Below are 13446 nucleotides of genomic sequence, written 5' to 3'. Positions count from 1 at the left end.
ATCTTGTACATTTTTATCATTGTCATTCATTCAAACATGAAATAACACAGGTCTAATTAATCTCAATTCGTATTTTCTATTACGTTGTTTGGTTCCTCTTCCTTTACCTTTATGATCACAGGCGCAAGACATACCCCAACAATGGTAAAGAATAGACCCGCAAAAAAACCGAGTGTGCGTGGCTCGATCCAACTTAAAAGAAATCCAGATAGTGCCATAACTGTACCCATTATCGTATTTTCCATTGTGGTAATTAATCCAAAAAATCTCCCAAGATATTGAGAAGGGACATTTTTCATGATGAGCGTTTGATTACAAGCGACACCTACACCACCAAATAAAGTTCCTACGATTAAAAAGATTGAAGCAACCCAAAAGTTGGATGATTGACTCAATAACATATTGGCAACCCCTTCGAGAATAAGCACAATAATCACTACTAATTTTACATTTTTTGATATTTTACTAGTTATACCAGAACTTAATACAAGCCCAAGACCTAGCGCTCCGTAAAAAATACCGACCCCTATATGCTCCATATTGAAGACTTGAACAGCATAGACACTCACGAGTAAGTTTACGATTCCATCACCTATAGGCCAAAGTGCAAATAAAACAATCATAGCTCTTAATAAAGCAGAACGAGATACGAATATGAAAATTTCTTTAAAACTAGGTATTTTAGATGGCGTTGTTTCCTCTTTTTGATGTTGTACAGTTATTTCATTCTCAGCAATTGTAATTTTGCTAATTATTATGGTAGCAATCAAGAATGAAACGGAATTTAAAATGAAAATGGCATTTACCCCTAGTAGACTAGCGAAGATTCCTCCACTTATCGCTCCGATTACGAGAACCACCCCAAGCATTACTTGTTCAAGTGCATTCACTTGTAACCAATTATTCTTTTGAACGAGCATGGGAAATAGCGAATTTCGCGCCGGTGAATACACTGCACCACAAATAGAAGATAAAAAGGAAGTTACATAAACTATCCAAATTTTCTCAGGACTATCTACAAATATAAGAGCTAGAGCCAATCCGGCACGAATAATTTCTGTAACAATCATTATTTTTTTGCGTGAAAAACGGTCGGCAATTATTCCACCAATTGGTCCAAATATTAAGAAAGGAACAAGGCGAATTGCGAGTGTAATTCCTACAGCAAGCCCGGAACCCGTTATCATTAATAAAAGTGTTAATATAGCAATTTGACTAAACCAATCACCTATACCATTGACTATGCCGGCTATAAATAGCTTTCGGTATTCTTTTTCTTCTCTTAAAACTAAAATATTTCGATTCATAAGACTCCCCACTTCGTAATTTTAATATAAACAAAAATATTAAACGTTTACTATTTAATAAACATTTTATAATTTTGTTTAAATTAAAGCAATACATTTTCTAAACTATATAACGTTTTTCATGATATAGGCACAAACATTTTGATGATTTGTTTATAGAAGTGTAAAATTGCGAAAGATAAATAGTTCACCATTCAGTCGAAGATTTTATGAAAAACATAAAAAGCCCTCTCCCATACAAATGGGAAAGGGCTTGGGAAAGTTGATCTAGATGTGCCGATTAGTAAATTTAGAAAAACGTATCACTTGAAGTTTTTAAGAATACCAGTAGCAATGCCAATCTGTTAAAGGATTATCATGAACAAAAGGAAATATGGATTTCTTTTTCAAACCAATGATTATTTTGGTAGCTCATTTTCCTCATGTATCTCTTGGTAAAACCCTATAATATCGTTAATTAATTGGTCGCTAACAATATCCACTCCTAAAGTTTTCATGTTATATTGTAAAAATTTTAGTCGCTTCTTTACTTCTTCTAGACTCGCATGAAACAATAATGGGCTGCACCACAAATCAATTAGTAGTAAAAACGTTTCTGCACATTCTTCAGGAAACTCTGTATGTAACGACCCGTCTTCGATCCCTTCTTTAATAATTTCAGCAAAAAACGGAGCTTCTTGTTGAACCGCTACTTGCATACCTGAAATAACAAACTGAGGATTTTTTGCTTGATTTACCATTACTTCTTGAATGCCGTGAATTTTACTTCCGGAAGCCATTTGTTCCATCAATTTAGTTAATTTTTCTTTAGCATTAGCAGCTTCAATTTGATTGACCATTTCGATCAAGTTATTATGAGATGCTTTAAATTGTTTTTGTATAACAGCGTCCAAGATTTCTTCTTTCGAGGTAAAATGATAATAGATTACACCTTTAGACATTTCAAGTTCTCTGATAATGTCATGAATCGTCGTTTTGTCATACCCTTTTGTTTGAAACAACTTTTCAGAGATAGTCAGAATCTTCTCGATTGTTACTTCTGGGTGCTTATTTCTAGACACATGCTCTCCTCCTTCATTTTCTATGTACTCTTCCTATTATACTCTAAATCTCATCTTAACATCGTATCGTTAACAGGAAACTCTTGCTAAGCTTTTATCGGAAAATAAGGTATTGGATGACGTTGTTCAATAGTGATAAAAATCCGAAGACCATAAACCCCAAGCCTGTATATTTTACTATTTTTCTTTCTCTTTTCTTTCTAGTGAAAAGATAGATAACCAATCCCACAATAACCATTACTATCCCTACTACTGCAAAAACATAATTGCCCATCAATATCATTTCTTTATTCATTTTTGGCATCATTGACATCATTTGTTTCATTTTTTTACTCCTTTCATTTTTTGCAATTTTTTATTTTAATTTAAAATCTTCTTTTTCAAGTCTAGTAAATGTTGCTTTTCCGGCAATCAAACCTAATATCCCGAGAACAATCGCTGCAGAGCTCTTGGAGAAAATCCCGCCTGGTCCAGCTGCTGAAGATGTAACCACACACATGATCAATATAGAAGTTATTACTGTAACAATCACTGATTTATTGATCATACCGAAAAATAAAGGAATCAAGCCCATCAGCACACTGCCTATAATCGTAATCATCAATGATATGAATAGCTTTGAATAATATCTAGGAATGTTTTTTCTAAGCTTCGTTCTTCAGATTCCATCTCATCTTTTTCCAAAGATCGAATGAGCTTGCCTTCTTCCATTATGATAATGCGACTGGCAATTTGACTAAGCTCAGTGATAATATGGCTCGAAATTAAAATAGTTGTACGCTCTTCTTGATTCATCTTTAAAAGAATATTTCTAACATCGATCATCCCAATCGGATCCAAGCCATTGATGGGTTCATCCAAAACTAAAATCTTTGGTTTTGTAACAATTGCTCTGGCAATGCCTAAACGTTGTTTCATTCCTAACGAAAAGCTTGAAACTCGTTCATATTCTTTATCCCCTAAGCAGAGCAAGGCCAAGGTATCAGAGATATTCTCACAATATTTTTCATCAATATACAAACAATGAATTTCTAAATTTTCTCTTGCTGTCAGTTGATTGTAAAATACTGGTGTTTCAATTAAACAACCGATTTCTCCTAATATACTATTGTCCTTATTAGTAACTGCGCTGCCTAATAATTGAATTGTTCCCTCACTAGGAGAAACAATATTTAGCAAGGCTTTCATTAAAGAAGTTTTTCCTGCACCATTTCTGCCTAAGATACCTAAAATTTCTCCTTTATCAACACTAAGCGATACATCTTTAATAATGTCTTTTTGATCTATCGTTTTACTTACATGATCTACTGTAATCACTGTTGACAATCCATCCACTCCTTTCACTTTGATCTGTTGTCCTCTATCTCTACATCAATCATGGAAAGGGTGCTATTTTCCAGCTCTATATTTTAAAAATAAATAATTCCCCGCACCTATTAAAGCTCCTACAACCATTGTTTTTTTCGATCCTATCGCCATACCTGCGACCACAAGTGCTGCACCAGTTAAAATTGAAGGTGCAGTAGTTTTATACGCAACTTTTTCACTTGGATTTAGATATTTTTTTGCCATACGAAATAGTGGAATACTTTCTTTCATCATTACTCACCTCCTAATCTTTAAAAGAATAAAAATCATACTTTTGGTAACGATTTAACTATTTAGCACATCGCTAAGTTAAAGAAAGGAAATCCTTGATAGATATTTATAACAAAATTAATTATACTGACCGTCGGTATGTTTAGATAATAGCACTTCAAATATATACCTGTAAAGGGAAAATTATTTTCCATTATAGATATAAATCTAGCTCTATATTTTTTACCATTGTTGAGCGTGTAATATTGCTTATATATCAAAACGTTTAGGCCACATCAACATTCAACCAATCCAAAGCTTCTATCTTGACTTCATGCCAAAAAAGCACCAGCTAGTTACTGATGCTTTAAAATCCAGTTACATAATTTGAACCAACTTGAATCAAAATGATTGTTATTAGTTAAATACCACTACTACTTCCCAAGTAAGTAGTATTTTTTCAAATCATAAACTCTTCTCACTTTGGTTCATAGCTTATTAAATGTATTATTCATCCCGAAAGGAAAAGTGGCCAGGGCAATCGTTGGACTAACCTGCCCGTTAATTCAATAAGAAAAAAAGCTACATATGCAACTCAATGATCTTCAAGTAAAGCACTCAGTTGAAGAAGAAAAGTAAAGTTTATTCAACAATTGCGCTCGTTTGTTTAAGATTTTCTTGATTACCTAATTACACCTCAGGAGAAGATTGCTTATATCCCAATTTCCCCTTTGTAAAAATCAGAATTATCAAAGCCAAAACACCTAATCCTAGACAAACAGATAAATCAGATTCTTTCAAAGCAGGGTTAGTAAAATGAGGTTGTATAAAACTAAAAGTATTCAAACTAGCGTGAACCAGCATAACAATAAACAAATTTCCTTGTTTGGAGTTGAACACCCAAGTTAAAATGATGGAAGCAGCTAGGCATAGCACAATAAAAATAGGTAAATCATAATAAAGAAGAGAAATGTTTGAACCCGGACCACCTCTTTGTGCTGCGGTTAAAAAATGGGGTAAATGCCAAAATGCCCAAAGAATTCCGAGCAATAGCGTTGCTTTTAATGATCCAAACTTAGATTGCATTCGAGGTAAAGCAAAACCACGCCAACCGATTTCTTCTGGAAACGGGCCACCAAAGAAGAAGACTACAACAAGATAAATCGGGTATGCTGCGTAAAATTGCGTTGTAAGCCCTTTAGAAGTTGGAATTCCTCCGTTTAACATTACAAATCCCAAATATACCACAGTAGGAATGACGATAAGTGCAAAGAAGTACCATTTTAAACCCACTTTAAGTTTCCATATTCCTTTTGTAAAAACTCTCCAAGCTCCTTTTCCTTCGAGAGTTCGAATCATAATATATGTAGCTAACATAGGACCAACGAAAGCATTGAGTCCAAAGAAAACATCGAAAATTTTAGCTTTGGGGATGATATTCCATTGAGATAAGATAAATGGAATTAATACAATCCACGAAAATAAATATGCCATAACAAAGAATGAAGTTAATGGATGAGATTTTAAAATCTCTTTTAGATTTCTTGAAGTACTTTTTGATTCTGTTAAAGGTTTCAGTACAAACCACTCCCTTGATTATAAAAGACTTTGATAGGTAATATTGGCTTTTTGATCAATAACATCTCATAATCCCGCATTTTAGGTTAAATGTCTATCTCATACTAAGCTATGTTTAAAACAGCATAGGTATTACCTCCTTGTTCAACTAAACTCCCCCATTAGTTCAATAAGAAAGGGTGCTATTTCTTATTGAAGGTATGCACCCTTTACCCCTCTTATTTAACTTTCTTCTTCGATTAGGAGCACTAGGGAAATTGCGTCGCTGCGCTCTTATTTTTCCCTTTGTCTTCGCAATCGTAAAATATCGAGCCAGTCAGTCAAGGGCGGAAAAGCTTTTTACATTAATTCACACACTCTGAGACATAAGCAACTATAAGTTACCTTTTGTAAACATTACCCAATACATTACCTTTTTACATAAAGTGAACTAAGAAAACTGTAATTGAATTAAATTTTAAAGGAGAAATTACAATAGAGAAAAATAAGAAAGTCATTATATTAAACAGTATATTAGTAGGAACTATCATACTAAATCTATTTATCTTTACTTCACGTATGCGCTTTTCCCCCTGGTTTATTGAAGATGCATGGGGATATTTAGGAGTACCTTACTGCACCAATTTTAATAGTTATTTATTTGTTACTAAGACATTTTCACAAGCAACAACTAGTCACAAATATAAACATGACAATTCCATTATTTGTCGCAGTAACATCATTGATTATTGTGTTTTCACGGATAAATGATTTTTTAAATAATGTTGCACTTGTAATTAACGTATCTGCAGTATTTTTAGCAGCATATTTCCTATTCAAATCAAAATAAAGGAAAAAAATAATTGCGGATTGAGAATATTTATTTATTGTATAAAGCTTGAGCGTTTATCGCATCAAAAAGGAACTCAAGAAAGGAGTATAGACTCTTTTCTCAAGTTCCTTTTTCTATTTATATGAAATTTATCATTTAAAAACTACCTAAATTATCTTCTAAAGCTACAACCTTTATTAGAAAATACTTATCATACATTCAAAAAAAGGCAGAAGTATAGTATCGAATGGTTTTAATTGAAATATTTTGTACAGTAACGAAGAATATGTGAAAGAAGCCGATTTATTTGAAACGTTAAGGTCATTTTTGTTTGAAGAAATCTCTTATTTTATAAATATCAGCAATTTATATAATCGTTATTATTCGACACGAAGGAATTATTACCTGCTTCTTCAACTAAACTGCGACTTTAGTTTAATAACTTCAATTAAAAGAGCATTGAATCCTTCTTGGATTAGCCCCCCACAGTTAAAGAAGAATTACCGAACTTTAATACTATAATATCTCATTGCTTTCGGAACACCTTCTATGTCAAATATGCCATTCACAATTAAATGTCTTACTCTATACTCCAAAAACTGGTCGCCAATATATTGATTTAAATGTCCCATCACTTCGCCAATTAGTCTGGCTGATTTTATAAAATCATCGTTGTTTGATTCCATATGTAATTTCTTGGCTGTTTTTATTATATAATCATCGTAATAGGATTCATTGACATTCATTATTATCTCATTCTTCCATACCCTTAAAACTTCCTGTTGAGTAGATAACTGCTCCCACTCCCGTTCAAAATTTTTACGTTCATTTTGAGTTAATACATTGCTATTTCTATTTTTTTCATAGATCAATCTTAATTTATCGGGTGAAATTTCACCCGTGTGTAGTGGGAAAAAGTCCGTTTCAGGAATACCGAATTGAATTTTATATTTTACAGTCGAATTAATGACGAAAATATCGTTTGTTTTTTCTTTTAATAAATATAAAACAAATCTTAAAGCGGTTTGTTCATGCGCATTTTCTCCAATCCAAATGATGATTGGGGTATCATTTGGAATTCCGTTAATCTCTGAAATTGAAATATTAAATTTTTCTTGATAGCTGTCTAAAACTTCATCATCAATATTGATATGTTTCATTAACCATTCATACCGGTTGTTAAGACCCGTCTGTTCATGTAATTGCCAAATTGGTCCGATAGAAAAAATATCTAAAAACTTAATAACCTTTTCTTCCTCTTGCAATCCAAGCTCATTTAATACTATTTTTAAACTCCCTGCAGGTGAATCACTAAATACAATATGAGCAGCCTTGTACTGTTTATTTATATGAGTAATGGCTTGATTTCTTTTGTATTTTAAATAATTTTTATAAGTCTTCTTCATGTCTAAAACTAGCTGTTTCTCTGTATATTGTTCTATTTCTTCAGTAGTTTGGATTTGCAAAAATATTTGATATAAAAGTGATTTTACTTCTTCTTCAGTTGAATTTTTTACTATACTTTTTAACTCATTAATCATTTCACTAACCTCCTCAGATTATTTTAACATAAATATCCATAACCCCCTGCACAGTAGGGGTTTTCAAAGCATACAAAAGAAAGCATCAGCAAATGCCGATGCTTTTAAACCTGTTAAATTCTTTATCACACCAAAAAACATCTAAAAACGTTGATATAATAAGGATTTGATTAATTTTGAGAAATACACTTGTAAATTTTAAGTATATCTAATCCATTCAAATCCATTTTTATCATTAAATAATAGAATTATAAATTGAATTGATATAACGGTATGAATCTGTATAAAAATTGATACGATTTGAACCAAAATTTCGATAGATGGTAGTTGAATTCTTTTATTTTATACAACATTAAATATAGACCTTATTTGCTAGAATTTCTAAAAAAGAGAAACCTCTCTGCTTGATAAAGGTTTTATTTAATTGTTCGAGCCATTAATGTGCGAAATGAATTTTTACATACTTTTCGCCCATATATGACCCATAACTTGCATAAAGCGCGAATGAATAATCTGGCGCAATATAAATATCGCCTGATTTGATGACTTGATTTGCGGCGTCAACCCATTCTTGAACCGTCATGCTCGATTCAATCACTTCTAGTCCCTTCCCGAGATTTGATAAGTACACAGGGTCATTGAAAGACGCGATGTTTATTTTGCTTATCCCGAACGACATGCCCGAGCCAACTTTCGGTGCATTTTTAAACACCGTATCAATCGCTTTAGCGTCGTGTTCTTTCAATTTATCCGTTGTCCAACCGACAGGTATTTTCACCGATTCAGTGCTTGGGAATGGGTTATGTTCGTTTGACGGTTCCGGATTAGTAGTACTACCGCCACCAGGCTTTTCAACTGGTGGTTTTGGCGGTGTCGGCTTTCCAGGCGCCGGCGGTTTTGGTTGCAATGGCTTCTCTGGTTTCGGTGCTTTATCTGGATTCAACGCTCGATATAAGAATACTGAGTAGTCTGCGCGAGATACGGCTGCGTTCGGATTGAATTTACCGTTACCATCACCGACTGTAATTCCGTGCATATACAGCGTTGTAATGTAGTCTTTTGCCCAGTTGTTTTCATATACATCTTTAAAGATGTAACCTTTTTGGATGTCTAACCCAAACGCATTAACTAATACTTTCGCCATTTCTGCGCGTGTTAAGTTATCGTTTACGCCGAATGTGCCATCCGAATTACCGTCAAAGATACCAGCGCGGTATACCGTTTGTACATCGTTGTAATACGGGTTCGATTTCGGTACATCTTTGAATTCTTTACCCATTCTTACAGGTGATAAGTCAAGTGATCGTACAAAAAGTGCCGCTGTATGCAAACGGCTGATTGCTTGCGTTGGTCGGAACGTTTTGTCCTCGTAGCCGTTGATAATACCTTGGTCACGCATTGTCATGATTTCTGTATACGCAGAGTGATTTTTCGATACGTCTTTAAAATCTTGAGAAACTTCTGTCTTAACTTCTTGGGCTTGTACGGGCGCTACTATTACGGGTAAAGCAACAGCCATTGTCAAGGACATCAAAAACAACTTTTTACTCATCTCAATCTTTCGCCTACTTTCGATAGTATAATTCTCCCAGTCCATTATATATAAGTACACACCTTATTACTATAGTAAGTTTGATGAACAGAGATGTTCAAACACTACAAAAGATTGTTCCTTCAACAAACCGATATAATATTATTGAAAATTAAGGAAAGGGTTTTTACACTATAATAAAAGTGTATAAAAAATGCACCAGCAAGATGCCGGTGCTTAAAATTTGTTAAGTTCTTTGGAAGGTTCAAGTTGATTTAAACCAAAAAACCTTAACAAACGTTGGTATATCAATAATCCTATTAACATTTTGAGAACTAAGATGCACGTACAACCGTCATGTAGGCCTGTTTATTTACGCTCAAAAATCTGATACTGGAATGTGTAGCCCTCTGGTGCAGTTTCTGGTTCTTCGGAGGATACTTGTACAAAATCCTCTTCATATTTTGGAAAATAGGTATCTCCCTTAAACGAATGATTGATTTTTGTAATGTACAGGCGATCTGCGATATCCATGGATAAGCGGAAAATTTGCTCGCCGCCAATAATCATTATTTCTGGAACATCCCCAGCAAGGTCGAGGGCGCTTTCTAGGCTTGTCACCACTTCAATCCCATCCGCATGATAGTTTTCGTCACGAGTAATGACAATATTGCGTCGGCCCGGTAGAGGTCTACCAATCGATTCGAATGTCTTACGTCCCATAATCATTGGCTTGCTCATCGTTTTGTTCTTAAAATATTGTAAATCTCCAGGCAAATGCCACGGCATGCCCTTCTCATATCCAATCACATAATTAGTATCATGTGCCACAATTAAAGAAATCATAGTGTCCCTCCAAATTAAATCGTTCATTTTATTATAAACATATTTTTACTTTACAACCGGATTATTTCTACTTAAAAATCAAATAATTTTCTTTTTCGATGCTAAATCCTAGTAAATTTATATGAATAGTTTATAATGATATTACTGACTATATAAAAAGGACTGATGAAGATGACTACATTAACAAAAGAAGCGGAACGTTATATTCAAGCCTGTGATTCTCCGATTCAATATTATGATGTAACTCCGCAGGAAGCAAGAGCAATACGCACAGTACCAAAATGGATACCACCTCATCGACCACAGCTTGCGGCAATTGAGGATAGAAAAATTACAGTGCGTGATGGTGCTCAAATTAATATACGTATTTATAGACCGGTTTCTGACCAAATACTACCTGTTATTGTTTATTATCATGGAGGTGGATGGGTATTTGGAAATGTGGAGTCTACGGATGCAGGATGCCAACTATTAGCAGAGAGAGCTCCAGCAATTGTTGTCTCCGTTGATTATCGCCTAGCTCCAGAATACCCATTTCCTACCCCACTTTATGATGCTTACGATGCCTTAGTTTGGGTTTACGAACACATCCAAGATTTTGGTGGGAATGCAGCGGAACTAACTGTAGCTGGTGATAGCGCAGGTGGAAACTTAGCAACGGTTGTCGCCTACTTAGCTGCCACATTAAATGGGCCAAAGATTAAAGCGCAGGCACTTATTTATCCTGTAGTCAATGTTGATTTTACAACGGCATCCTACAAGACGTATGGAAAACATTATGGCTTAGACAAACAAGGTATGCAATGGTTTGCAGGACATTACACAGATGAAGAAAATTATCTGAACCCACTAGTTTCACCTCTTCAAATTGCTGATGTCAGTGTTTTACCCAAAACACTAATTATTGCAGCAGAGGCAGATGTCCTTTATGATGAAGGCCTTGCTTATGCGCATAAGCTTGCAGATGCCGGTGTATCAGTTGAACATGTAAACATGCCTGGATTAATCCATAGCTACTTTAGTAAAATGAATTTTTTTGAAGACGCAACCGTTGACACAGTTGAAAAAATAGCCAAGTTCGTGAAATAAGTTTGTCTATCACCCTAAAATAGTGCGATAATAGAGCAAAATGTTTTTTTAAAGGATGACAACATGACACAAACAATTGCTTTACAAATTAAAAACCCATATGCCGATCAATTAAAAAAAGGCTACCCACTCATTTCAAAAGATGCCATTGATGCACATCAGCTTCCAAAAGAGGAAGGTGCCCTATTAAGACTACAGGATAGTCATAATCGTTTCATCGGTACAGGTTATTATGGCTTACAAAACAAAGGGATTGGTTGGGTACTTACAACCGATGCTAATGAAAAAATTGACAAAGCTTTTTTTAGTAAAAAAATTAAAAAGGCTCTTGAAAATCGACAAGCATTTTTCAACAATCCTGACACAACAGCTTTTCGTATCTTTAACGGTGAGGGTGATGGCGTCGGCGGTCTAACAATCGACTTTTTCGACTCTTACTTTATGGTGAGCTGGTACAGTGCGGGCATTTATTCATTTAAAGAAATGGTATATGAAGCTCTAGCAGAGACAGTAAACTACAAAGCCATTTATGAGAAAAAACGTTTCGATAGTAAAGGTCAATATATTGAACAGGACGATTTCGTCATGGGTACGCCTGGCGAGTTTCCAATCATCGTTACGGAAAATGGTATGAATTACGCGGTCAATTTAAACGACGGCGCAATGACAGGTATTTTCCTCGATCAACGTGATGTCAGACTTGCCATTCGTGAACGCTATGCAGATCGTAAAAATATGCTGAATACTTTCTCCTATACTGGGGCATTTTCTGTCGCTGCGGCACTTGGTGGAGCCATCAAAACAACAAGTGTAGATGTAGCGAAACGTAGTCTTGCTAAAACAATTGAACAATTTAGTGTTAATCAGATCGACTATGAAACGCAGGACATTAAAGTAATGGATGTCTTTCATTATTTCAAATATGCACAGCGTCACAATTTAAAATTTGACCTTGTCGTATTAGATCCTCCGAGCTTTGCACGAACAAAGCAAATAACATTCTCAACGGCGAAAGACTATCCTAAATTACTGAAAGATACGATTGCCATTACGGAGAAAAACGGTGTCATTGTTGCTTCAACAAACAATGCAAGTTTTGGTATGAAAAAGTTCAAGAGCTTTATTGACCAAGCATTTAAAGAAACAAATACACGCTATAAAATTGTTGAGGAGTACAGCTTGCCGAAGGATTTCCGCGTACCACGAGAATATCCTGAATTCAATTATTTAAAGGTTGTTTTTATTGAAAAACTCAACTAAATGAAAAAAGAGTGGCCTAAATGTTGAGGGCACTGAAAAAGTCCATATCTTCTCACATTGCGAGGTATTTAACGAGTAAATCGTTGAATATATCTCGCTTTTTTCATTTGGCACTGTGACGCTACTGTTGTTTTCCGAAGCATTCCGCTCGCTTTCCGCGGGCGAGCGCCGAGCCTCCTCCTACGCTTCGCTTCGTGCGGGGTCTCGTCTGTCTCGCTTTCCCGCAGGAGTCGAGCGATGCTTCTCCAAACAACGCAATGCATCACACTATTATTTTAGTCACGCTTTCCTTTATAATAAAAGAATTAATGTGCAGGTGGTGCCCCCGATGATTTCAAATCAAGAAACCCTTCATTTAAGTCCATATATGGCGATCTACGATATTGTTGTGCCAAAAGATAATATACTTCGCCAAATCAATGAACTTGTTGATTTTTCATTCATTTTAGAAGAGTTAAAAACAAAATATTGTTTAGACAATGGACGTAATGCCATTCCTCCAATTCGTATGTTTAAGTACTTATTATTAAAAGCAATTTATGATGTATCAGACGTCGACCTTGTAGAGCGTTCAAAGTATGATATGTCATTCAAATATTTCTTGGATATGGCGCCAGAAGATCCAGTTATTGATTCAAGTTCGCTTACAAAATTTCGTCGGCTTCGTCTTCAAGACGTAAGCTTATTAGACATGCTCATTGGGAAAACAGTTGAGATCGCATTGGAGAAAAAAATCATCAACAGTCAAACGATTATTGTGGATGCCACACATACAAAAGCCCGTTACAACCAAAAAACGCCTAAAGAATTTTTACAAGAGAAATCAAAAAACGCTCGAAAAGCT

14 protein-coding genes are annotated in these 13446 nt (G+C 34.9%); 4 read left to right on the top strand and 10 right to left on the bottom strand.

What is annotated here, in order from left to right; all coding sequences use genetic code 11:
• Nucleotides 1–62 precede the first annotated feature (62 nt).
• The 7 genes from ACIQXF_RS21050 to ACIQXF_RS21020 all read right to left on the bottom strand — a co-directional run bounded on the left by ACIQXF_RS21050 (nucleotide 63) and on the right by ACIQXF_RS21020 (nucleotide 5440).
• Nucleotides 63–1307 carry an MFS transporter gene (locus ACIQXF_RS21050; RefSeq protein ID WP_402787167.1) on the bottom strand — a complete coding sequence of 415 codons (1245 nt, stop codon included), beginning with the start codon at nucleotides 1305–1307 and terminating at the stop codon, nucleotides 63–65.
• Between the two features lie 398 nt (nucleotides 1308–1705).
• Nucleotides 1706–2368, bottom strand: coding sequence for a TetR/AcrR family transcriptional regulator (locus ACIQXF_RS21045; RefSeq protein WP_402787164.1), 663 nt, complete (start codon nucleotides 2366–2368; stop codon nucleotides 1706–1708).
• Between the two features lie 94 nt (nucleotides 2369–2462).
• On the bottom strand, nucleotides 2463–2693 hold the full coding sequence (locus ACIQXF_RS21040; RefSeq protein WP_402787161.1) for an LPXTG cell wall anchor domain-containing protein: 231 nt from the start codon (nucleotides 2691–2693) through the stop codon (nucleotides 2463–2465).
• 30 nt (nucleotides 2694–2723) lie between these two features.
• Complete coding sequence (locus ACIQXF_RS21035) at nucleotides 2724–2972, bottom strand: hypothetical protein (protein WP_402787158.1); 249 nt, start codon at nucleotides 2970–2972, stop codon at nucleotides 2724–2726.
• Nucleotides 2969–3685 (bottom strand): ABC transporter ATP-binding protein, encoded by a 717-nt coding sequence (locus tag ACIQXF_RS21030; protein ID WP_402787222.1) that lies wholly within the window; start codon nucleotides 3683–3685, stop codon nucleotides 2969–2971. The genes ACIQXF_RS21035 and ACIQXF_RS21030 overlap by 4 nt, the downstream gene beginning before the upstream one ends.
• A 72-nt stretch (nucleotides 3686–3757) precedes the next feature.
• Complete coding sequence (locus ACIQXF_RS21025; protein WP_402787155.1) at nucleotides 3758–3970, bottom strand: hypothetical protein; 213 nt, start codon at nucleotides 3968–3970, stop codon at nucleotides 3758–3760.
• A 666-nt stretch (nucleotides 3971–4636) separates the two neighbouring features.
• Nucleotides 4637–5440 (bottom strand): CPBP family intramembrane glutamic endopeptidase, encoded by an 804-nt coding sequence (locus tag ACIQXF_RS21020; RefSeq protein ID WP_402787152.1) that lies wholly within the window; start codon nucleotides 5438–5440, stop codon nucleotides 4637–4639.
• A 772-nt stretch (nucleotides 5441–6212) separates the two neighbouring features.
• Here ACIQXF_RS21020 and ACIQXF_RS21015 point away from each other — a divergent pair.
• The gene (locus ACIQXF_RS21015) at nucleotides 6213–6353 is read left to right on the top strand and encodes a hypothetical protein (RefSeq protein ID WP_402787149.1); all 141 of its coding nucleotides are present in this window, start codon (nucleotides 6213–6215) and stop codon (nucleotides 6351–6353) included.
• 482 nt (nucleotides 6354–6835) lie between these two features.
• Here ACIQXF_RS21015 and ACIQXF_RS21010 read toward each other — a convergent pair whose 3' ends face one another.
• The 3 genes from ACIQXF_RS21010 to ACIQXF_RS21000 form a co-directional block, all read right to left on the bottom strand.
• Entirely contained in the window at nucleotides 6836–7876 is a 1041-nt protein-coding gene (locus ACIQXF_RS21010; protein ID WP_402787146.1) for a DUF1835 domain-containing protein, read from the bottom strand.
• A gap of 436 nt (nucleotides 7877–8312) precedes the next feature.
• Entirely contained in the window at nucleotides 8313–9428 is a 1116-nt protein-coding gene (locus ACIQXF_RS21005) for an S-layer homology domain-containing protein (RefSeq protein ID WP_402787143.1), read from the bottom strand.
• A gap of 348 nt (nucleotides 9429–9776) precedes the next feature.
• The gene (locus ACIQXF_RS21000; protein ID WP_402787140.1) at nucleotides 9777–10253 is read right to left on the bottom strand and encodes a dihydrofolate reductase; all 477 of its coding nucleotides are present in this window, start codon (nucleotides 10251–10253) and stop codon (nucleotides 9777–9779) included.
• A 171-nt stretch (nucleotides 10254–10424) separates the two neighbouring features.
• Here ACIQXF_RS21000 and ACIQXF_RS20995 point away from each other — a divergent pair, with 171 nt between their 5' ends.
• The 3 genes from ACIQXF_RS20995 to ACIQXF_RS20985 form a co-directional block, all read left to right on the top strand.
• On the top strand, nucleotides 10425–11342 hold the full coding sequence (locus ACIQXF_RS20995; protein ID WP_402787137.1) for an alpha/beta hydrolase: 918 nt from the start codon (nucleotides 10425–10427) through the stop codon (nucleotides 11340–11342).
• A 63-nt stretch (nucleotides 11343–11405) separates the two neighbouring features.
• Nucleotides 11406–12602, top strand: coding sequence for a class I SAM-dependent rRNA methyltransferase (locus ACIQXF_RS20990; RefSeq protein ID WP_402787134.1), 1197 nt, complete (start codon nucleotides 11406–11408; stop codon nucleotides 12600–12602).
• Nucleotides 12603–12930: 328 nt separating this feature from the next.
• The coding region (locus ACIQXF_RS20985) for a transposase (protein WP_402787131.1) at nucleotides 12931–13446 on the top strand (516 nt) is incomplete at its 3' end.

Origin of the sequence: Lysinibacillus sp. NPDC097231 (assembly GCF_044761885.1) — a bacterium.
Taxonomy (GTDB): Bacteria; Bacillota; Bacilli; order Bacillales_A; family Planococcaceae; genus Lysinibacillus.
Note: the sequence above shows the minus strand (reverse complement) of the source record. Positions and strands in the feature narration are given on the sequence as shown.